Genomic DNA, 20,107 nt, shown 5'->3' with positions numbered 1-20,107 from the left:
GGGCGGGCGCCGCGGCGCCCGCCCCCTCCGGCCGTACCGTCCTACGTCGCCTCCGTACCGCGGCGCCGACGCCAGGCCGAGGCCGTCGAGCCCCCGCCTGCCCGGTGCTGGGCCGGGAGTGGTCCCCTTCTCCGCCCGGTGCTGGGCCGGGAGTGGTCCCCTCCTCCGCCCGGTGCTGGGCCGGGAGTGGGCCCCTCCTGGCCGGCGGCGGGCTAGGAGGGCCGGTACAGCTCCGCCGGCAGGGCCGACGCGGCGGACCGGTCGAGCAGCCAGAGCGTCCGGGTCCGTCCGTACGCGCCGGAGGCGGGTGCCTGCAGCTCGCCCGGGCCGGAGAGGGCCAGCGCGACCGCGTCGGCCTTGTCCTCGCCCGCCGCGAGCAGCCAGACCTCGCGGGCGGCCCGGATCGCCGGGAGGGTGAGCGAGATCCTGGTCGGCGGGGGCTTGGGAGCCCCCCGGACGCCGATCACGGTCCGCTCGGTCTCCCGGACGCCCGGGTGCTCGGGGAAGAGCGACGCCACGTGGGTGTCCGGGCCGACCCCGAGCAGCAGCACGTCGAAGGCCGGGACGCCCAGCCGGTCGCCCGGCTCGGCGGCCGCGGCCAGCTCCTTCGCGTACCGGTCGGCGGCCGCCTCCACGTCGGAGCCGTCGGCACCGTCCGAGGCCGGCATCTCGTGCACCCGCGCCGGATCGACCGGGACCCGGGCCAGCAGTTCGGCCCGGGCCTGGACGGCGTTGCGCTCCCCGTCCTCGGCGGGGAGGAAGCGTTCGTCGCCCCACCAGAGGTCCAGGTGCTTCCAGTCCACCGCGTCCCGCGCGGGGGAGGCGGCGATCGCGGCGAGCAGCGCGTTGCCGTTGCGCCCGCCCGTCAGCACCACCGAGGCGGTGCCGCGGGCGGACTGCGCGTCGACGATCCGGGTGATCAGCCGGGCCGCCGCGGCCTGGGCCATCAGCTCCTTGTCCCGGTGGACCACCAGCTGCGGGACGGCGGCGGTCACGTGCCGCTCCGCTTGGTGGCGCGCTTGGCCGGAGCCTTCTTCGCCACCCCGGTCGCCGTCTTCTTGGCCGCGGCCTTCGCGGGAGCCTTGGCCACCGCCTTCGCCGGTGCCTTGGCGGCGGCCGGGCCCTCGGCGGGCTCGGCCGGCACCTTGACGGTCACCCGGGCCGGGGCGGCGGTGGCCGCCTCGACCGCCCTGGCGGCCTTGTCGGCCGCCGCCGTCTCGGCGTTGGCCGGCTCGCGCAGCCGCTCGACGGGCGTCCGGACCGACGTCGCGTAGATGTCGTCCGGGTCGAGCCGGCGCAGCTCCTCGGCGATCAGCTCCGAGGTCTCGCGCCGCTTGAGCGCCACCTGGCGGTCCGGCGCACCCGGCATGGACAGGGTGCCCATCAGGCCGTCCGGGCGGTCGAGGGTGATGTCGCCGTCCTTGGTGCGCAGGGTCACCGAGGTGATGCCGGGGCCGCCGGTGACGACCCGCTCCACCGGGACGTGCAGCCGGGTCGTCAGCCAGAGGCCGAGCAGCTCGACGCTCGGGTTGTACGACTCGCCCTCGACCACGGCGGCGGTGACCTTCGCCGGGCGCTGGTCCAGGGCGGCGGCCAGCATGGAGCGCCAGCCGGTGATCCTGGTCCAGGCGAGGTCGGTGTCGCCGGGGGTGTAGCTCTGGGCCCGCTGGGCGAGCTGGCCGACCGGCGACTCGGCGGTGACCGCGTCGGTGATCCGGCGCTGGGCGATGGAGCCCAGCGGGTCCTGCGCGGGGTGCGCGGGGGAGTTCTCCGGCCACCAGACCACCACCGGGGCGTCCGGCAGCAGCAGCGGCAGGACGACCGACTGCGCGTGCGCGGCGAGCTCGCCGTGCATCCGCAGGACGACCGTCTCGCCGGAGCCGGCGTCGGAGCCGACCAGGATCTCGGCGTCCAGGCGGGTCTCGGCGCGGGCCCGGGGCGAGCGGCCGGCGCGCTTGATCACCGCGAGGGTGCGCGAGGGGTGCTCGCGGGAGGCGTCGTTGGCGGCCTTGAGGGCGTCGTAGGCGCTGCCCTCGTCGGTCACGATCACCAGGGTGAGCACCATCCCGGCCGCGCCGGCGCCGCCGGCCCGCCGGGCGTCCATCAGGGCTGCGTTGATCTTGCTGGACGTGGTGTCCGTCAGGTCGATCTTCATGGCCGGCGCCAGCTCCTGCCGTCTCGTGCGAGCATCTCGTCCGCCTCAACCGGGCCCCAGCCGCCCGCCGGGTACTGCGCCGGCTTGCCGTGGGTGTCCCAGTACTTCTCGATCGGGTCGAGGATCTCCCAGGAGAGCTCGACCTCCTGGTGCCGGGGGAAGAGGTTGGCGTCGCCCAGCAGCACGTCCAGGATGAGCCGCTCGTACGCCTCCGGGCTGGACTCGGTGAAGGACTCGCCGTAGGCGAAGTCCATCGTCACGTCCCGCACCTCGAAGGAGGTGCCCGGCACCTTGGAGCCGAACCGCACCGTGACGCCCTCGTCCGGCTGCACCCGGATGACCAGGGCGTTCTGCCCCAGCTCCTCGGTGGCGTAGGAGTCGAACGGCAGGTACGGCGCCCGCTGGAAGACCACCGCGATCTCGGTCACCCGGCGGCCCAGGCGCTTGCCCGTGCGCAGGTAGAACGGGACGCCCGCCCAGCGGCGATTGTTGATCTCCAGCTTGATGGCCGCGTAGGTGTCGGTCTTGGAGGTCGGGTTGATGCCGTCCTCGTCGAGGTACCCGACGACCTCCTCGCCGCCCTGCCAGCCGGCCGCGTACTGCCCGCGCACGGTGTGCTTGCCGAGGTCCTCGGGCAGCTTGACGGCGCTGAGCACCTTCAGCTTCTCGGCGACCAGGGCCTTCGGGTGGAACGACGCCGGCTCCTCGATGGCGGTGAGCGCCATCAGCTGGAGCAGGTGGTTCTGGATGACGTCGCGGGCCGAGCCGATGCCGTCGTAGTACCCGGCGCGGCCGCCGATGCCGATGTCCTCAGCCATGGTGATCTGCACGTGGTCGACGTACGACCGGTTCCAGATCGGCTCGAACATGGTGTTGGCGAAGCGGAGCGCCAGGATGTTCTGGACGGTCTCCTTGCCCAGGTAGTGGTCGATCCGGAAGACCTCGTCCCGGGGGAAGACCTCGTGGACGATCCGGTTCAGCTCCTGGGCGCTCTCCAGGTCGTGGCCGAAGGGCTTCTCGATCACCGCGCGGCGCCAGGAGTTCTGCGGCGGGTCGGCCAGGCCGTGCTTCTTCAGCTGCTGGACCACCAGCGGGAAGAACTTCGGCGGGACGGAGAGGTAGAAGGCGAAGTTGCCACCCGTCCCCTGCGCCTTGTCGAGGTCCTCGATGGTCTCGCGCAGCTTGTCGAAGGCGTCGTCGTCGTCGAAGTCGCCCTAGACGAAGCGCATGCCCTTGGCGAGCTGCTGCCACACCTCCTCGCGGAACGGCGTACGCGCGTGCTCCTTGACCGCGTCGTGCACCTCCTTGGCGAAGTCCTCGTCCTCCCACTCGCGGCGGGCGAACCCGACCAGCGAGAAGCCCGGCGGCAGCAGCCCCCGGTTGGCGAGGTCGTAGATGGCCGGCATGAGCTTCTTGCGGGACAGGTCGCCGGTGACCCCGAAGATGACCAGGCCGGACGGCCCCGCGATGCGCGGGAGCCGCCGGTCGGTGGGGTCACGGAGCGGGTTGACGGGGGCCGGTGGGGGGTCTCCCGCCTCGGCGTCCTGTGTCAACTCGGGGTAATCAGTGCTCACTTGATTGGCTCCGCTTTCAGTGCGTCGATGTGAGCGGGGATCACTTCTCGGCGGCGAAGGAGGCCAGCGAGGCGGTGACGGTGTCGAGCAGCTCGTTCCAGGACTGCTCGAACTTCTCGACGCCCTCGTCCTCCAGCACCTGCACGACGTCGTCGTAGTCGACCCCGGCGGCGGCGATGGCGTCCATCACGGACTTGGCGTCGGCGTAGTTCTCGGTGATGGTGCCGGCGGTGACCACGCCGTGGTCGCCGGTGGCCTCCAGGGTGGCCTCGGGCATGGTGTTGACCGTGCCGGGGGCGACCAGCTCGGTGACGTAGAGGGTGTCCGGCAGGGCCGGGTCCTTCACGCCGGTCGAGGCCCACAGCGGGCGCTGCGGGTTGGCGCCGGCGGCCTCCAGGGCCTTCCAGCGGGCGCTCGGCGCGGTGGAGCCGTCGACCGAGCCGAAGACCTCCTCGTACGCCTGGTAGGCGAGGCGGGCGTTGGCCAGCGCGGCCTTGGAGCGCAGGTTCTTGGCGTCGCCGCCGACCTTGTCGAGGCGCTTGTCGATCTCGGTGTCGACGCGCGACACGAAGAACGAGGCGACCGACTCGATGGCGGAGAGGTCCAGGCCCTTGGACTTGGCCTGCTCCAGGCCGGTCAGGTAGGCGTCCACCACGGCGCGGTAGCGCTCCAGCGAGAAGATCAGCGTGACGTTGACGCTGATGCCCTTGCCGATGACCTCGGTGATGGCGGGCAGGCCGGCCTTGGTGGCGGGGATCTTGATCAGCACGTTGGGGCGGTCGACCAGCCACCACAGCTGCTTGGCCTCGGCGACGGTCGCCGCGGTCTCGTGGGCCAGGCGCGGGTCGACCTCGATGGAGACCCGGCCGTCGCGGCCGTTGCTGGCGTCGTAGACCGGGCGCAGCACGTCGGCCGCGTCGCGGACGTCCGAGGTGGTGATCATGCGGACGGCCTCGTCCGTGGTGACCTTGCGGACGGCGAGGTCGCGCAGCTGGGCGTCGTAGGAGGTGTCGCCCCCGCCGATGGCCTTCTGGAAGATGGTCGGGTTGGTGGTGACGCCCACGACGTGCTTGTTCTGGACCAGCTCGGCCAGGTTGCCGGTGTTCAGCCGCTTGCGGCTGAGGTCGTCCAGCCAGATCGCCACGCCTTCGTCGCTGAGGCGCTTCAATGCGTCAGTCATGGTGCTCAGTCCTCTTCTTGGTCTTCTGCGTCTTTGTGTTCGTCGGACGGGCCGCGTACCCGGTGTGCGGCCGGGTACGCGGCGTCCTGTGCCGGCGGGCGCCGGCGGGGCGCCCGCCGGCTCTGCTAGCGGTTGACGGCTTCCAGCGAACGCAGTGCGTTGTGGGCCTCGGCCACCACGGTCTCGCTGGTCAGGCCGAACTCCTGGAACAGCACCTGGTAGTCGGCCGAGGCGCCGAAGTGCTCCAGGCTGACGATGCGGCCGTGGTCGCCGACCAGCTCGCGCCAGCCCTGCGCGATGCCCGCCTCGATCGAGACCCGGGCCTTGACGTCCGGCGGCAGCACGCTGTCGCGGTAGGCCTGGTCCTGCTCCTGGAACCACTCGAAGGACGGCAGCGAGACCACCCGGGTGTGGATGCCCTCGGCCTCCAGGACCTCGCGCGCCTTGACGGCGAGCTGGACCTCGGAGCCGGTGCCGAGCAGGATCACCTGCGGCACGCCGCTGGAGGCCTCGGCCAGGATGTAGCCGCCCCTGGCGGTGCCCTCGGCGGAGCCGAAGACCTCGCGGTCGTAGGTCGGGACGTTCTGGCGGGTGAGCGCCAGGCCGACCGGGCCGGGGTGGCTGGTCTGCCGCTCGATGACGGTGCGCCAGGCGACGGCCGTCTCGTTGGCGTCGGCCGGGCGGACGATCGACAGGCCCGGGATGGCGCGCAGCGAGGCCAGGTGCTCCACCGGCTGGTGGGTCGGGCCGTCCTCGCCGAGGCCGATCGAGTCGTGCGTCCAGACGTAGGTGACCGGCAGCTTCATCAGCGCGGCCAGGCGGACGGCCGGGCGCATGTAGTCGGCGAAGACCAGGAAGGTGCCGCCGTACACGCGGGTCTTCCCGTGCAGCGCGATGCCGTTCATGGTCGAGCCCATGGCGTGCTCGCGGATGCCGAAGTGGATCGTCCGGCCGAAGGGCGAGGCGCTCTTCAGCGGGTTGCCCTCGGGGAGGAAGGAGCTGTCCTCGTCGATGGTGGTGAGGTTGGACTCGGCGAGGTCGGCCGAGCCGCCCCACAGTTCCGGGACGACCGCGCCGATCGCCTTGAGGGTCTCGCCGCTCGCCTTGCGGGTGGCGACGTCCTTGCCCGCGGGGAAGACCGGGACCTGCTTCTTCCAGCCCTCGGGCAGCTCGCCCGCCTGGATGCGGTCGAACTCGGCGGCGCGCTGCGGGTCGCCGGCCCGCCAGGCGGCGAAGCCCTTCTCCCACTCGGCCCGGAAGGCCTTGCCGCGGGTGACCACCTCGCGGGCGTGGGTGATGACCTCGTCGGTCACCTCGAAGGTCTCGTCGGGGTTGAAGCCGAGCACCTTCTTGGTGGCGGCGATCTCGGCGGCGCCGAGCGCGGAGCCGTGCGCCTTCGCGGTGTTCTGCGCGTCCGGGGCCGGCCAGGCGATGATCGTCCGCATGGCGATCATCGACGGGCGCGAGGTCTCGGCCTTGGCGGCCTCCAGCGCGGCGGCCAGCGCCGCCACGTCGACGTCGCCGTTCTCCTTCGGGGTGACCCGCTGGACGTGCCAGCCGTAGGCCTCGTAGCGCCCCAGCACGTCCTCGGAGAAGGCCGTCTCGGTGTCGCCCTCGATCGAGATGTGGTTGTCGTCGTACAGCGCGACCAGGTTGCCCAGCTTCTGGTGCCCGGCCAGCGAGGACGCCTCGGCCGAGACGCCCTCCTCCAGGTCGCCGTCGGAGACGATGGCCCAGATGGTGTGGTCGAACGGGGAGCTGCCGGCGGCGGCCTCCGGGTCGAACAGCCCGCGCTCGTAGCGCGCGGCCATCGCCATGCCGACCGCGTTGGCGATGCCCTGGCCGAGCGGGCCGGTGGTGGTCTCGACGCCGGCGGTGTGGCCGTGCTCGGGGTGGCCCGGGGTGCGGCTGCCCGCGACCCGGAAGGCCTTGAGGTCGTCCAGCTCCAGGCCGTAGCCCGACAGGTAGAGCTGGGTGTAGAGCGTCAGGCTGGTGTGCCCGGGGGAGAGGACGAAGCGGTCGCGTCCCACCCAGGACGGGTCCGTCGGGTCGTGGCGCAGGAAGCGCTGGAAGATCAGGTACGCCGCGGGGGCCAGCGACATGGCCGTCCCCGGGTGTCCGTTGCCGACCTTCTGTACTGCGTCCATGGCCAGGACACGGGCCGTGTCGACCGTACGCTCGTCCAGCTCGGTCCACTCGAATGCGTTCGTCGGCGTGGTGCTCACCCTAGTCTCAGGGCTCCTTCCGTATTGAAGAGTGACCCCGTGAAGGGGACCGGGTCGGCCACGTCGCTGTGGACCAGACGTTTGGGTGGTGCCGGTCACGGAGGGTAGATCCCGCTTCTCTGTGCGAGCCTACCGTTAGGGCCGGGGCTCACCCTCCGTGCTGGGTCAACCCGCTACCGCGGGTCGCTGTTCCCGGACGCGAGGGCAGGGGCTTTGTCCACACTCGTCCCTTTTCTGGTCGGCTGCCTCCCCGGGCGGCAGGACGGGCGAGCGCCACCGCCCGCGCCGGCGGCCGTCCACCCGCCCGTTCACCCAGCTGTGTGCGTTCCGCCCCGCCGGGGGACCCCGAGGCCGGTCGGGAGATATGGAGCGTCTAAGGTGGCGTGGTACGCGCAGAGCGGACGAATTCGGCACCTTTGGTCCGGTGGACGCCTGCGAGGATTTTTCTTCAGTTGGGGTGTTAGTGACCGCCGTCGAATCCCGCCCCGCCGGGGTCACCGGTGCGACGCATGCGCACCGGCCGTTCGGGGCCCGTGTCGGCGCGTTCGTCGCCCTGACCAAGCCCCGGATCATCGAGCTGCTGCTGATCACCACCGTGCCGGTGATGTTCCTGGCGCAGCGCGGTGTGCCGGACCCGCTGCTGGTGCTCGCGGTGGTCGTCGGCGGCTACCTCTCGGCCGGCGGCGCCAACGCCCTCAACATGTACATCGACCGGGACATCGACGCGGTGATGTCGCGCACCGAGCGGCGGCCGCTGGTGACCGGCATGGTCTCGCCGCGCGAGGCGCTGCTCTTCGGCATCGCGCTGGCGATCGGCTCGACGCTCTGGCTCGGACTGCTGGTCAACTGGCTGTCCTCCGCGCTCGCCCTGACCGCACTGCTGTTCTACGTGTTCGTCTACACGCTCGGGCTGAAGCGGCGGACGGCCCAGAACATCGTCTGGGGCGGCATCGCCGGCTGCATGCCGGTCTTCGTCGGCTGGGCCGCCGTCGACAACTCGGTCTCCTGGTCCGCGCTGGTGCTCTTCCTGGTGATCTTCTTCTGGACCCCGCCGCACTACTGGCCGCTGTCGATGAAGGTCAAGGACGACTACGCCAAGGCCGGCGTGCCGATGCTGCCGGTGATCAAGGGCAACCTGGCCGTGGCCAAGCAGATCGTCGCCTACTCCTGGGTCATGGTGGCCGTATCGCTGGCGCTCTGGCCGCTCGCCGGTACCAGCCTGCTCTACCCCGTCGCCGCGGTGGTGCTCGGCGCCGCCTGGCTGAAGGAGGCGCACGGCCTGTACGCCCGGGCCAAGGCCGGCGTGGTGGGCGCCAAGCTCAAGGAGATGCGGCTGTTCCACTGGTCGATCACCTACCTGACGCTGCTCTTCGTGGTCATCGCGGTCGACCCCTTCCTCCGCTAGCCCGGCCGTCCCGGCCGGCCCGGGACCCGCAGCACCACCGCCCCGCCGTCCGTCCGGACGGCGGGGCGACGTGCTTCCCCGGGCTTCCCCCGGCCGCCCCGGCGCCGGCGCCCGTGCCATGCTGGGTGGCCGTCCCGGCGCCACGGCGCGCCGGTCCAAGGGGAGGTTCGGATGCAGGACGTGACGCTGGAACCCTGGGCCGAGGGGGACCTCGGGCTGCTGCGGCTGATCAACTCGCCGGAGATGACCGAACACCTGGGCGGCCCGGAGACCGAGGAACAGCTGCTCGCCCGGCACCGGCGCTACGTGGACCTGCCGGGCACCGGCCGCGGGCGGATGTTCACCGTCCGGCCGGGGGCGGGCCCCGATGGTCCGGCGGCCGGGAGCATCGGCTACTGGGAGACGGTCTGGCGCGGCGAGAAGGTGTACGAGACCGGCTGGAGCGTCCTGCCCGCCTTCCAGGGCCGCGGCATCGCGGTGGCCGCCGCGCGGGCCGTCACCGCCGCGGTGCGGGCCGAGGGACGGCACCGGGAGCTGCACGCCTTCCCCTCGGTGGGCAACCCGGCCTCCAACGCGATCTGCCGGCGGGCCGGGTTCACCCTGCTCGACGAGTGCGGCTTCGAGTACCCGAAGGGCACCTTCATGCGGTGCAACGACTGGGCCCTCGACCTCACGGTGCAGGGCTGACGCGCCGATGTGGTCCGCCGCACACGGCGCTGCCGTCGCCAGCTCCCCTACCGCTCGGTAGCATGCGGGCATGAGCAGCGCAGAGACCGCCACCCCCGCCGCGACGGACGCCCGTACCGAGCGCCGCGCCAAGCGCATCGCCAAGCACCTCACCAGCTTCGCCGCCCAGCACGGCGGCAGCGCCGAGGGCGTCGTCGAGTACGTCGGCCGGACCGCGACCCGGATCGTCGTGGTCGGTGCCGACGGTGCCTGGGGCGACCAGGTCGCCCCGACCTACGCCGTCGGCGTGCGGGCCGCCGAGCTCGCGGGCCTCACGGTGCACGACAGCTTCGAGGGCGAGCTCGGCCTGCGGGTGAAGACCGGCGCCTACGAGTGGAAGCGGATGGCGGGCATCCAGCTCGGCGGCTGACCCCGCCGCGTTCCCTCCGTACGGCGTTCCGTACGCCGGTTCAGACGGTGGCGGCGGCCGTGGGGGCGGGCACCGGCGCCGGCCCGGCGGCGGGCGCGTCCGTCCGCACCCGCAGGGCGAGCGGGACGCGCAGCACGGCGATCCAGGTCAGCGTGGCACCCAGCATGTGCACCCCGACCAGGACCTCCGGCACGTCGGTGAAGTACTGGACGAACCCGAGCACGCCCTGCGCCAGCAGCACCACGAGCAGCTCGCGGGCCCGGGCCCGGGCGGCCGGCGGCGCCTTCACGGCGGCGAACACGAAGAGCACCGCGACCGCCAGGCCGACCGAGACGAACGCCAGGTCGGCGTGCACCTGGGCGAGCCGGTCGTAGTCCAGCGGGATCCGCGGCACCATCCGGTTGTCCTTCGGCGTCCCCGGGTGGTGGCCCGCGCCGGTCACCAGGGTGCCGGCCGCGACCAGCAGCCCGATCACCGTCACCAGGACGTACGAGAGCTGGACGATCGGCCGGGCGACCAGGGCCCGGGTCGGGCCGTCCCCCTCCTTCGAGCGCTCCCACATCAGCAGCGCGACCCAGACCAGCGCCATCGCGGAGACCAGGTGCACGGCCACCGTGTACGGGTTGAGGCCGGTCAGCACGGTGATGCCGCCGATCACGGCGTTGCTCATCACCAGCCAGAACTGGGCCCAGCCGAGCCGGGTGAGGCCGCGGCGCCAGGGGGCGGCGCAGCGCGCCGCCAGGATCGCCCAGCCGACCGCCGCGCACAGCACGTAGGTCAGCATCCGGTTGGTGAACTCGATGATCCCGTGCAGGCCCATCTCGGGCGTCGGGGTCAGGCTCTCGCCCGTGCAGCGCGGCCAGGTGGTGCAGCCGAGGCCGGAGGCGCTGAGCCGGACGGCGCCGCCGGTGACCACGATCACGATGCTCATCACCAGCGCGGCGAGGGCGGCCCGCCGTACCACGACGGCGGAGGGCTGCCAGCGTTCGGCGAGGAGGGAGGAAGGGGTACGCACGGATTCATCCTAGATTGGACGGTTGGCGATCTTCGGGCGGGGCCGCCGGGGGCGGGCCGTGGCGCGCGGCGCTTCGCGTGCGTGATCACGAATGGGCGTTTTGTCGGTATTACGATCACAGGTCTCTACCACTGCGGGGCAAAGGTCTTGACCATTCGCCAGCTCGGCCGGAAGAGTGCGATTGGTCCATACCTGTGGACCTCTCCCACCCCGCACCTACCGCGGAGATCCTGCACATGCGCATATCCGTACCCGCCGCCCTCGCCCTCGGCGGCTCCCTGGCCCTGGGCGCCCTCCTCGCGCCGGCCTCCCACGCGACCGAGCCCGGCCGGCAGTGCCAGAGCCTCGGCGTCGCCAACCTCTACGGCGAGTTCGTCGAGGGCGACGACACCCACACCCCGGACGCCGAGGGCGCCGTCGCGATCGGCGGCAACGCCGACTTCACCGGCGGCTTCACCGTCGGCCAGGAGCTGACCGCCGAGCAGGTGGCCGCCCTCCCCGGCGGCAACGCCCTGGTCGTCGCCGGCAACCTGACCGGCACCAACACCCAGGTGATGAAGGGCAACGGCGTCTACGGCGGCAAGCTGACCGGCGTCGCAGACGCCCACCAGGGCAAGGTCGTCAAGGGCGCCTCCCCGATCGACTTCGCCGCCGAGTTCGGCAAGCTGCGCGCCGCCTCCACCGCCCTCGCGGCCGCGCCCGCCACGGCAGGCGCCAAGGCCGAGAGCTCCGGGACCAGGCTGACCCTCACCGGCACCGACGCCCGGCTCAACACCTTCACCGTCGCCGCCGCGACCCTCCAGGCCGCCAAGGAGGTGTACCTGAACGTCCCGGCCGGCGCCTCGACCGTCGTCAACGTCACCGGCGACAGCTACGACATGGCCGCCGCCGGCACCACCGGGTTCTTCCTCTGGGACGCGGCCAAGAAGGGCTACGTCCTCGACGACAAGCTGCAGTCCGCCGCGGGCGGCGCGGTGCGCGCCAAGCTGCTCTGGAACTTCCCGACCGCCACCAAGGTCGTCAAGAACAGCGCCGCCGCGTGGTCTGGCAGCGTGCTCGCCCCGAACGCCGCCTTCGACCTCGGCAGCGGCGGCCCGGTCAACGGCTCGGTGATCGCCAAGTCGCTCACCGGCAAGGGCGGCGCCGAGACCCACCACTACCCGTTCACCGGCTGCCTGCCGGCCGAGGTGCCCCCGGTCGTCGTCCCGACCACCCCGGGCGTCCCCACCGGCAGCGCCTCGGCGCCCGCCACCCCCGGCACCCCGGGCACCCCGGCCGGGACCTCGCCCGCGGCCACCCCCGGCACCGGCGGCACGCCCGCCCCCTCGCCCAGTGCCACCGGCAGCGCCCCGGCCGCCCCGGGCGCCGTCCCGAGTGCGAGCGCCAGCCCCTCGGCCACCCCGAGCACCGGCGGCGGCCTCGCGCTCACCGGCGCGAACGGCGCCCTGCCGATCGCGATCGGCGGCCTGGTCGTCCTCGCCGTCGGCGGCGGCCTCGTGGTCGCCGGCCGCCGTCGGGCGGCCGGCCGGTCCTGACTGAGCCGGGCCTGACGGCGCCGGGCCCGAAAGCCTGAAGGCCCGAAGGCCTGGAGTTCCGTGGGCCTGAGCCGACCGGTGCCCCCGGTGACCGTTCCCGGTCACCGGGGGCACCGTGCTGTCCGCCGCGCCCGTCCTGGCGCCGGCGGCCCGCGGCGCCCCCGCCCGAGCCGTCCCGGGAGGTCGGCGGCCTGCTGGGGCGCGGGACCACCGGAGTGCCCAACGGCCATTCCTGATCCGGACGTTCGGCGGGGGTGGCAGGCGGCCGCGGGGGCGGTAGAGTCCCCCGCACATCGCGGCAGGCAGGCCCGGACCGTCCCCGGAACGCTTCTCGGCGTACTTCCCGGCGCAGCTCCCGGCGTGCTCGACACCCCTGCCGCCCAAGCCCCTTCGGAGGGAAGAGCGAAATGGCGCGACACGTGCGCATTCGCGGCGCGGCGCTCGCCGGAGCCGCCGGCACCGCCGTCCTGTTGTCCGGTGTCCTGGCCACCGGCGCCTCGGCGCACACCCCGGCCTGGGCGGTGACCTGCGACAAGGTCACCGTCGACCTGGCCGACTACAGCGGCAGCAAGAACGTCAAGAACCTGGTCAGCCTGACCATCGACGGCGAGAAGGTGGTGGACCAGCAGCAGTTCGGCAGCGGTTACCACCAGAGCTTCACCGTCAAGGCGCACAGCGCCCCGGTCACGGCCACCCTGGTCGTCACCACCACGGAACAGCCCAAGAACCCCAAGTGGAACGTGACGGAGACCAAGACCATCGCGGTCTGCGCCACCCCGTCGCCGTCCCCGACCCCCACCACCCCCGGCACCTCGCCGACCCCCACCACCTCGCCGACCCCCACCCGCACCGCCACCGCGACGCCCAGCACCTCGGCCTCGGCCACCGTCGCCCCCACCAGCACCACCACCTCCGCGGCCCCGACCACCGGCGCGCCGGCCACCAGCGCCCCCGCCACGGTGAAGGCCGCGAGCACCACCCCGGCCCTGGCCCAGACCGGTGGCAGCAGCGCCACCCCGATCGTCGCCGCGGCCGGCGGCGCCGTCGTCCTGGTCGGCGGAGCCCTGCTGCTGCTCTCCCGCCGCCGGGGCAACCGCCACTGACCCGCCCCGCCCCGATCGACGCCCGCGCCCCGGGCCGGTCTCCGAAACCCCCGGAACCGGCCCGGGGCGCGGGTGCGTCGTGACCGGACGGAGCGCGCCGGGGCCCTGTACGGTCACCGGCCCGACGGCGCGCGTTGCGGCCCGGCGCCCGACGGCGCGTCAGGGCTGCCGGTGTCCGACCTCCCGGGCCCGTGCGCGGCCTGACGCCGGGTCCTGCCCGGTCCGGCTACTCCCAACGGAAGAACCGCGCGGCCGCCGCCAGCCCCAGGACGGACCACACGCCCAGGATCCCCAGGTCGCCCCAGGGCACGCCGGCGCCGTGCTGGAGGACGGCCCGCAGGCCGTCCGAGAGGGCGTTGATCGGGAGGAGTTCCAGCACGCGCCGGACGCCGGCGGGGAACTTGGAGAGCGGGACGATCACGCCGCCGGCCAGCAGCAGCAGGACGAAGACCAGGTTGGCGGCGGCCAGGGTGGCCTCGGCCCGCAGGGTGCCGGCCATCAGCAGGCCGAGGCCGGAGAACGCGGCGGTGCCGAGGACGAGCAGGGCGGCGACCGCGAGCGCCCCCTGCGGCGTGGCGAGCCCGTGCGGGGACCAGCCGAGGGCCAGCGCGATGGCGCTGAGCAGGGCGACCTGGAGGGCCTCGGTGACCAGCACGCAGCCGGTCTTGGCGGTGAGCAGGGCCCAGCGGGGGAGCGGGCTGGCGCCGAGGCGCTTGAGGACGCCGTAGCGGCGTTCGAAGCCGGTGGCGATGGCCTGGCCGGTGAAGGCGGTGGACATCACGGCGAGGGCCAGCAGGCCGGGGGCGAGGAAGTCCACCCGCTTGCCGGGGCCGTCCACGGCGACGATGTCGACGGCGCTGAAGAGCACCAGCAGGACGCTGGGGATGATCACCGTCAGCAGCAGCTGCTCGCCGTTGCGCAGCAGCATCCTCGTCTCGAAGGCGGTCTGCGCGAGCAGCATCCGGGGGACGGGCGCGGCGCCGGGCCGGGGGGTGTGGTCGGCCCGGGGGGTGCGTTCGGCCGGGGGCGTGCGGTCGGTCGGGAGCGGCCGGGCGGTCTGGTCGGTCACGAGCGGAGGTCCCGTCCGGTCAGGTCGAGGAAGACGTCTTCGAGGCTGCGGCGTTGCACCGTCAGCCGTTCCGGCAGGATGCCGGCGGCCGCGCACCAGGTGGTGACGGTGGCGAGCAGCTGGGGGTCCACGGGGGCCTCGACGCGGTACGAGCCCGGGGTGGGTTCGGCGACGGCCGCGCCGTCCGGGAGGACCTTGAGCAGGGCGCCGAGGTCGAGGCCGGCGGGGCCGTCGAAGCGCAGGCTGTCCTCGGCGCCGCCGCGGCAGAGGGCGTCGGGGGTGCCGGTGGCGATGACCTTGCCGTGGTCGACGATGGCGACCTGGTCGGCGAGCTGTTCGGCCTCGTCCATGTGGTGGGTGGTGACGATCACGGTGACGCCGTCCCGGCGCAGGTCGCGGACGAGGTCCCAGGTGGCGCGGCGGGCCTGCGGGTCGAGGCCGGCGGTGGGCTCGTCGAGGAAGACGAGTTCGGGGCGGCCGACCACGGCCATGGCCAGGGCGAGGCGCTGCTGCTGGCCGCCGGAGAGCCGGCGGTAGGCGGTGCGGCCGCAGGAGCCGAGGCCGAGGCGTTCGACCAGCGCGGGGACGTCCAGCGGGTCGGCGTGCAGCCGGGCGGTGTGCCGGAGCATCTCGACGGCGCGCGCGCCGGCGTACACGCCGCCGGACTGGAGCATCACGCCGATCCGGGGGCGCAGCTCGGCGCCCTGGGTGACCGGGTCGAGGCCGAGGACGCGGACGGTGCCGGCGTCGGGGCGGCGGTAGCCCTCGCAGGTCTCCACGGTGGTGGTCTTGCCGGCGCCGTTGGGGCCGAGCACCGCGGTGATGCTGCCGCGTCCGACGACGAGGTCGAGGCCGTCCACCGCGGTCTTGTCGCCGTAGCGCTTGACCAGCCCGGCGATCTCGACTGCGGGCCGTGGACGGTCGGGGTCTGCGTGCATACCGGCGAGTCTAGGAGGCCTTCACGCGGCGTCCGCACGGGCCTCGGTGATCGTTTTCGCAGGTCAGGTAAGCCTTACCTGCGTGATTGAAGCCACCCATGAGGCGTGGATCACGGGTTGTCCTGACGGAAGTAATTACGCAACACTGGTGTTGTGAAAAACATGCGGGAACGGAACCAGCAGCAGGAGGCCGAGTCGGCCCCCGGCTGTGCCGTGCCCGAAACGGCGGCCGAGGTGCTGCTGGAGGGCCACCGGGCCACCCGTGACCGGGTCGCCCGTTCGATCCTCGACCACGGCCCCTCCTCCGCCGCCGACCTGGCGAGCCGGCTCGGCCTCACGGCCGCCGCCGTCCGCCGTCACCTGGACGGCCTGGCCGCCGCCGGCCTGGTCGAGTCCCGCGAGCAGCGGGTCTACGGCAGCCGGGGCCGGGGCCGTCCGGCCAAGGTCTTCGGCCTCACCGAGTCCGGCCGGGACGCCTTCTACCAGGCGTACGACCAGCTGGCCGCCGACGCACTGCGCTGGATCTCCGACGCGGTGGGCGGCGGCAAGGCGGGCGAGGAGGCGGTCGCCGCCTTCGCCCGGGCCCGCTTCGGCAAGCAGGGCGAGAGGTACCTCGGAGCGCTGGAGCAGGCCTCGGCCGACCAGCGGACCGAGGCACTCGCGCAGGCCCTCAGTGCCGACGGGTACGCTGCCACCGTGCGGCGGGTGCCGTCCGCGACGGCCTCGAACAGCCCGGCGGGCGCTCAGCTCTGCCAGCACCACTGCCCGGTCGCGCACATCGCCGAGCAGTTCCCGCAGCTCTGCGAGGCGGAGACCGAGTTCTTCTCCCAGCTCCTGGGCACCCATGTGCAACGGCTGGCCACGATCGCCCATGGCGACGGGGTCTGCACCACCTATGTGCCGGCATCCGGTGCCGCATCGTCGCCCGCGAAGCCGCGGACGCCCGGTGCAGTGCCGACTGCCGGTACGCCACTCACTGATCCGGAACCTGCGTCCGCGCGGAGGAACCTCGCATGACTGACATCGTTTCGCACCCGGAGCTCGAAGGCCTGGGCACCTACGAGTACGGCTGGTCGGACCCGGACGCGGCCGGCGCCGCGGCCAAGCGCGGCCTCAGCGAAGAGGTCGTGCGCGACATCTCCTCGAAGAAGTCCGAGTCCGACTGGATGCTGAACCTGCGTCTCAAGGGCCTGAAGCTCTTCGGCAAGAAGCCCATGCCGACCTGGGGCTCCGACCTCACCGGCATCGACTTCGACAACATCAAGTACTTCGTGCGGTCGACCGAGAAGCAGGCGGAGTCCTGGGAGGACCTGCCCGCCGACATCAAGGCGACCTACGACAAGCTGGGCATCCCGGAGGCGGAGAAGCAGCGCCTGGTCGCCGGTGTCGCCGCGCAGTACGAGTCCGAGGTGGTCTACCACCAGATCAACGAAGAGCTCGAGGCTCAGGGTGTGATCTTCATGGACACGGACACCGCGCTCAAGGAGCACCCGGAGATCTTCGAGGAGTACTTCGGCACGGTCATCCCGGCCGGCGACAACAAGTTCGCCGCGCTGAACACGGCCGTGTGGTCCGGCGGGTCCTTCATCTACGTGCCCAAGGGCGTCCACGTGGAGATCCCGCTGCAGGCCTACTTCCGGATCAACACCGAGAACATGGGCCAGTTCGAGCGGACGCTGATCATCGTCGACGAGGACGCCTACGTCCACTACGTCGAGGGCTGCACCGCGCCGATCTACTCCTCGGACTCGCTGCACAGCGCCGTGGTCGAGATCATCGTCAAGAAGGGCGGCCGCTGCCGCTACACGACGATCCAGAACTGGTCGAACAACGTCTACAACCTGGTCACCAAGCGCGCCGTGGCGTACGAGGGCGCGACCATGGAGTGGATCGACGGCAACATCGGTTCCAAGGTCACCATGAAGTACCCGGCCGTCTACCTGATGGGCGAGCACGCCAAGGGCGAGACGCTGTCGATCGCCTTCGCCGGCGAGGGCCAGCACCAGGACGCCGGCGCCAAGATGGTGCACATGGCGCCGAACACCTCCTCGAACATCGTCTCCAAGTCGGTGGCGCGCGGCGGTGGCCGGACCTCGTACCGCGGCCTGATCGAGATCGGCGAGGGCTCCAAGGGCGCCAAGTCCAACGTGCTCTGCGACGCGCTGCTGGTGGACACCATCTCCCGCTCGGACACCTACCCGTACGTGGACGTCCGCGAGGACGACGTGTCGATGGGCCACGAGGCCACCGTCTCCAAGGTCAGCGAGGACCAGCTCTTCTACCTGATGAGCCGGGGCATGACCGAGTTCGAGGCGATGGCGATGATCGTCCGTGGCTTCGTCGAGCCGATCGCCCGTGAGCTCCCGATGGAGTACGCGCTGGAGCTGAACCGGCTGATCGAGCTTCAGATGGAGGGCTCCGTCGGCTGACGTCAGCCGCGCGAAGTCCAGTCGAGAACTTTCAGGAAGAGAGCAACACGACAGCCATGGCTGACGTCAACAACAGCACCGGCTCCACGACCGCCGGGTCCATCGAGGTCGGCACGTCCGGCGCCGGCGAGAAGCTGGCCGGCCCGGGCACGGGCCGCGCGAGTGTCCAGCAGCCGATCGACGCCCGCGTCACGGTCAAGCCCTCGTACGACGTGAACGACTTCCCGGTGCCCACCGGCCGCGAGGAGGACTGGCGGTTCACCCCGCTGCACCGCCTGGCCGGGCTGCACGACGGCACCGCCGCCGCCAACGCCTCGGGCGTGGACAAGGTGGAGCTGGGCCTGCCGGACGGCGTCACCGCCGAGCAGGTGGGCCGCGACGACGACCGTCTGGGCAAGGCCGGCAAGCCGGTCGACCGGGTCGCCGCGCAGGCGTACAGCTCCTTCGAGCAGGCGCTGGTCGTCACCGTCCCCAAGGAGACGGTGCTCACCGAGCCGGTGAAGATCGACGTGCACGGCGAGGGCGGAACCCGTTTCGCCCACGTGGTGATCGACGTCAAGCCGTTCGCCGAGGCCGTCGTGGTGATCAACCACACGGGTACCGGCACCCGGGCCGCCAACGTCGAGCTGCTGGTCGGCGACGGCGCCAAGCTGACCTTCGTCTCGGTCCAGGACTGGGACCGCGACGCGGTGCACATCGCCCAGCAGACCGCGCTGGTCGGCCGGGACGCCTCGCTGAAGTCCGTCGTGGTCACCTTCGGCGGCGACGTCGTCCGGATCCACCCGCGGGTCACCTACGCCGCCCCCGGCGGCGAGGCCGACCTGTTCGGCCTGTACTTCGCGGACGCCGGCCAGCACCTGGAGCACCGTCTGGTCATCGACCACGACACCCCGCACTGCCGCTCCAACGTGGTCTACAAGGGCGCCCTGCAGGGCAAGGACGCGCACGCGGTCTGGGTCGGCGACGTGCTGATCCGCGCCGCCGCCGAGGGCACCGACACCTACGAGCACAACCGCAACCTGGTGCTCACCGACGGCGCCCGGGTCGACTCGATCCCGAACCTGGAGATCGAGACCGGCGAGATCGTCGGCGCCGGCCACGCCTCGGCGACCGGCCGCTTCGACGACGAGCAGCTCTTCTACCTCCAGGCGCGCGGCATCCCGGCCGAGGAGGCCCGCCGCCTGGTGGTCCGCGGCTTCTTCGCCGAGCTGGTCCAGCAGATCGGCGTCGCCGAGATCCAGGACCACCTGCTGGAGAAGATCGAGGCCGAGCTGGAAGCGAACGTCTGATGAGCTTTCTCCGCGCCTGTTCGCTCAGCGACCTGGCCGAGGACGAGCCCAAGCGTGTGGACCTCAACGGTGTCCCGGTCGCGATCGTCCGTACCGAGGGCGAGGTGTTCGCGATCAACGACATCTGCTCGCACGCCAACGTGTCGCTCTCGGAGGGCGAGGTCGAGGACTGCATGATCGAGTGCTGGCTGCACGGCTCCAGCTTCGACCTGCGCTCCGGCAAGCCCTCGGGCCTGCCCGCCACCAAGCCGGTCCCTGTCTACCCCGTAAAGATCGAAGGGGACGATGTGCTCGTCTCCGTCAACCAGGAGTCCTGAGTCCCCATGGCAACGCTTGAAATCCGTGACCTGCACGTCTCCGTCGAGGCCGAGAACGGCCCGCGCGAGATCCTCCGCGGCGTCGACCTGACCGTGAAGCAGGGCGAGACCCACGCGATCATGGGTCCGAACGGCTCCGGCAAGTCGACCCTCGCGTACTCGCTGGCGGGTCACCCGAAGTACACCGTGACCAGCGGCTCGGTGCTGCTCGACGGCGAGAACGTGCTCGACATGACCGTCGACGAGCGCGCCCGCGCCGGCGTCTTCCTGGCCATGCAGTACCCGGTCGAGGTCCCCGGCGTCTCGGTCTCCAACTTCCTGCGCACCGCCGCCACCGCCGTCCGCGGCGAGGCCCCCAAGCTGCGGCTGTGGGTGAAGGAGGTCAAGGAGGCGATGGCCGCCCTGCACATGGACCCGGCCTTCGCCGAGCGCAACGTCAACGAGGGCTTCTCCGGCGGCGAGAAGAAGCGCCACGAGATCCTCCAGCTGGAGCTGCTCAAGCCGAAGATCGCGATCCTCGACGAGACCGACTCCGGCCTGGACGTCGACGCGCTGCGCCAGGTCTCCGAGGGCATCAACCGGGTCGCCTCCAGCGGCGAGGTCGGCACCCTGCTGGTCACGCACTACACCCGCATCCTGAAGTACATCAAGCCCGACTACGTCCACGTCTTCTCGGCCGGCCGCATCGTCGAGTCCGGCGGCGCGGAGCTGGCCGACAAGCTGGAGAACGAGGGCTACGCGTCCTACGTGAAGGGTGGCGCTTCCGAGTGACAATCG

At 72.3% G+C, this 20,107-nt stretch carries 17 protein-coding genes and 1 pseudogene; 10 read left to right on the top strand and 8 right to left on the bottom strand.

Annotated elements, in window-relative coordinates:
- Positions 1-212: 212 nt before the first annotated feature.
- From pgl to tkt, 5 genes and pseudogenes are all read right to left on the bottom strand, one after another.
- Entirely contained in the window at positions 213-995 is a 783-nt protein-coding gene (pgl, locus tag IE329_RS36580) for a 6-phosphogluconolactonase (protein ID WP_268257376.1), read from the bottom strand.
- Positions 992-2,155, bottom strand: a complete 1,164-nt coding sequence (gene opcA / locus IE329_RS36575; protein WP_190215363.1) for a glucose-6-phosphate dehydrogenase assembly protein OpcA — start codon at positions 2,153-2,155, stop codon at positions 992-994. Before opcA ends, pgl begins: the two co-directional genes overlap by 4 nt.
- Positions 2,152-3,708, bottom strand: a pseudogene (gene zwf, locus IE329_RS36570) (glucose-6-phosphate dehydrogenase). Before zwf ends, opcA begins: the two are co-directional and overlap by 4 nt.
- Positions 3,709-3,769: 61 nt before the next feature.
- Positions 3,770-4,909: a transaldolase gene (tal, locus tag IE329_RS36565; RefSeq protein WP_190215362.1), complete on the bottom strand. Its 1,140-nt coding sequence runs from the start codon at positions 4,907-4,909 to the stop codon at positions 3,770-3,772.
- A 125-nt stretch (positions 4,910-5,034) separates the two neighbouring features.
- Positions 5,035-7,134: a transketolase gene (gene tkt, locus IE329_RS36560; RefSeq protein ID WP_190215361.1), complete on the bottom strand. Its 2,100-nt coding sequence runs from the start codon at positions 7,132-7,134 to the stop codon at positions 5,035-5,037.
- A gap of 463 nt (positions 7,135-7,597) precedes the next feature.
- Between tkt and IE329_RS36555 the strand changes: the two genes are divergently transcribed.
- From IE329_RS36555 to IE329_RS36545, 3 genes are all read left to right on the top strand, one after another.
- Positions 7,598-8,539, top strand: a complete 942-nt coding sequence (locus IE329_RS36555) for a heme o synthase (RefSeq protein ID WP_229928048.1) — start codon at positions 7,598-7,600, stop codon at positions 8,537-8,539.
- 171 nt (positions 8,540-8,710) lie between these two features.
- The gene (locus IE329_RS36550) at positions 8,711-9,226 is read left to right on the top strand and encodes a GNAT family N-acetyltransferase (RefSeq protein WP_190215359.1); all 516 of its coding nucleotides are present in this window, start codon (positions 8,711-8,713) and stop codon (positions 9,224-9,226) included.
- 70 nt (positions 9,227-9,296) lie between these two features.
- Complete coding sequence (locus tag IE329_RS36545; RefSeq protein ID WP_190215358.1) at positions 9,297-9,635, top strand: hypothetical protein; 339 nt, start codon at positions 9,297-9,299, stop codon at positions 9,633-9,635.
- 40 nt (positions 9,636-9,675) lie between these two features.
- Here IE329_RS36545 and IE329_RS36540 read toward each other — a convergent pair whose 3' ends face one another.
- Positions 9,676-10,650 (bottom strand): COX15/CtaA family protein, encoded by a 975-nt coding sequence (locus IE329_RS36540; protein ID WP_229928047.1) that lies wholly within the window; start codon positions 10,648-10,650, stop codon positions 9,676-9,678.
- Between the two features lie 236 nt (positions 10,651-10,886).
- Between IE329_RS36540 and IE329_RS36535 the strand changes: the two genes are divergently transcribed.
- Together IE329_RS36535 and IE329_RS36530 are read left to right on the top strand one after the other, a co-directional pair.
- The gene (locus tag IE329_RS36535; RefSeq protein WP_190215357.1) at positions 10,887-12,185 is read left to right on the top strand and encodes a choice-of-anchor A family protein; all 1,299 of its coding nucleotides are present in this window, start codon (positions 10,887-10,889) and stop codon (positions 12,183-12,185) included.
- Positions 12,186-12,592: 407 nt separating this feature from the next.
- Entirely contained in the window at positions 12,593-13,288 is a 696-nt protein-coding gene (locus IE329_RS36530) for an LAETG motif-containing sortase-dependent surface protein (RefSeq protein ID WP_190215356.1), read from the top strand.
- Positions 13,289-13,514: 226 nt separating this feature from the next.
- On the opposite strand, the gene IE329_RS36525 is transcribed toward IE329_RS36530, so the two are convergent.
- The gene (locus IE329_RS36525) at positions 13,515-14,249 is read right to left on the bottom strand and encodes an ABC transporter permease (protein WP_190215366.1); all 735 of its coding nucleotides are present in this window, start codon (positions 14,247-14,249) and stop codon (positions 13,515-13,517) included.
- Positions 14,250-14,353: 104 nt separating this feature from the next.
- Positions 14,354-15,295 carry an ABC transporter ATP-binding protein gene (locus IE329_RS36520; protein ID WP_190215355.1) on the bottom strand — a complete coding sequence of 314 codons (942 nt, stop codon included), beginning with the start codon at positions 15,293-15,295 and terminating at the stop codon, positions 14,354-14,356.
- A gap of 162 nt (positions 15,296-15,457) precedes the next feature.
- On the opposite strand from IE329_RS36520, the gene IE329_RS36515 reads away from it, so the two are divergent.
- The 5 genes from IE329_RS36515 to sufC are packed head-to-tail and all read left to right on the top strand — an operon-like array spanning position 15,458 to position 20,101.
- Positions 15,458-16,312, top strand: a complete 855-nt coding sequence (locus tag IE329_RS36515) for a helix-turn-helix transcriptional regulator (RefSeq protein WP_190215354.1) — start codon at positions 15,458-15,460, stop codon at positions 16,310-16,312.
- On the top strand, positions 16,309-17,724 hold the full coding sequence (gene sufB / locus IE329_RS36510) for a Fe-S cluster assembly protein SufB (RefSeq protein ID WP_190215353.1): 1,416 nt from the start codon (positions 16,309-16,311) through the stop codon (positions 17,722-17,724). Before IE329_RS36515 ends, sufB begins: the two co-directional genes overlap by 4 nt.
- Positions 17,725-17,780: 56 nt before the next feature.
- Entirely contained in the window at positions 17,781-19,013 is a 1,233-nt protein-coding gene (sufD, locus tag IE329_RS36505) for a Fe-S cluster assembly protein SufD (protein WP_190215352.1), read from the top strand.
- Positions 19,013-19,330, top strand: coding sequence for a bifunctional 3-phenylpropionate/cinnamic acid dioxygenase ferredoxin subunit (locus IE329_RS36500; protein WP_073928866.1), 318 nt, complete (start codon positions 19,013-19,015; stop codon positions 19,328-19,330). The genes sufD and IE329_RS36500 overlap by 1 nt, the downstream gene beginning before the upstream one ends.
- Before the next feature lie 6 nt (positions 19,331-19,336).
- Positions 19,337-20,101, top strand: a complete 765-nt coding sequence (gene sufC / locus IE329_RS36495) for a Fe-S cluster assembly ATPase SufC (protein WP_190215351.1) — start codon at positions 19,337-19,339, stop codon at positions 20,099-20,101.
- Positions 20,102-20,107 lie beyond the last annotated feature (6 nt).

It is taken from the genome of Kitasatospora indigofera (assembly GCF_014655955.1).
Lineage (GTDB): Bacteria > Actinomycetota > Actinomycetes > Streptomycetales > Streptomycetaceae > Kitasatospora > Kitasatospora indigofera.
The sequence above is the reverse complement of the archived record's forward strand: the minus strand, read 5'-3'. Positions and strand labels throughout refer to the sequence as shown.

Excerpts from the sequence above, each read along its gene's own strand:
- IE329_RS36500 (WP_073928866.1), top strand. The coding sequence starts at position 19,013 with ATGAGCTTTCTCCGCGCCTGTTCGCTCAGCGACCTGGCCGAGGACGAG.
- IE329_RS36530 (WP_190215356.1), top strand. The coding sequence starts at position 12,593 with ATGGCGCGACACGTGCGCATTCGCGGCGCGGCGCTCGCCGGAGCCGCC.
- sufC (WP_190215351.1), top strand. The coding sequence starts at position 19,337 with ATGGCAACGCTTGAAATCCGTGACCTGCACGTCTCCGTCGAGGCCGAG.
- opcA (WP_190215363.1), bottom strand. The coding sequence starts at position 2,155 with ATGAAGATCGACCTGACGGACACCACGTCCAGCAAGATCAACGCAGCC.
- IE329_RS36515 (WP_190215354.1), top strand. The coding sequence starts at position 15,458 with ATGCGGGAACGGAACCAGCAGCAGGAGGCCGAGTCGGCCCCCGGCTGT.
- IE329_RS36520 (WP_190215355.1), bottom strand. The coding sequence starts at position 15,295 with ATGCACGCAGACCCCGACCGTCCACGGCCCGCAGTCGAGATCGCCGGG.
- IE329_RS36545 (WP_190215358.1), top strand. The coding sequence starts at position 9,297 with ATGAGCAGCGCAGAGACCGCCACCCCCGCCGCGACGGACGCCCGTACC.
- IE329_RS36525 (WP_190215366.1), bottom strand. The coding sequence starts at position 14,249 with ATGCTGCTCGCGCAGACCGCCTTCGAGACGAGGATGCTGCTGCGCAAC.
- sufB (WP_190215353.1), top strand. The coding sequence starts at position 16,309 with ATGACTGACATCGTTTCGCACCCGGAGCTCGAAGGCCTGGGCACCTAC.
- tal (WP_190215362.1), bottom strand. The coding sequence starts at position 4,909 with ATGACTGACGCATTGAAGCGCCTCAGCGACGAAGGCGTGGCGATCTGG.
- sufD (WP_190215352.1), top strand. The coding sequence starts at position 17,781 with ATGGCTGACGTCAACAACAGCACCGGCTCCACGACCGCCGGGTCCATC.
- IE329_RS36550 (WP_190215359.1), top strand. The coding sequence starts at position 8,711 with ATGCAGGACGTGACGCTGGAACCCTGGGCCGAGGGGGACCTCGGGCTG.
- IE329_RS36535 (WP_190215357.1), top strand. The coding sequence starts at position 10,887 with ATGCGCATATCCGTACCCGCCGCCCTCGCCCTCGGCGGCTCCCTGGCC.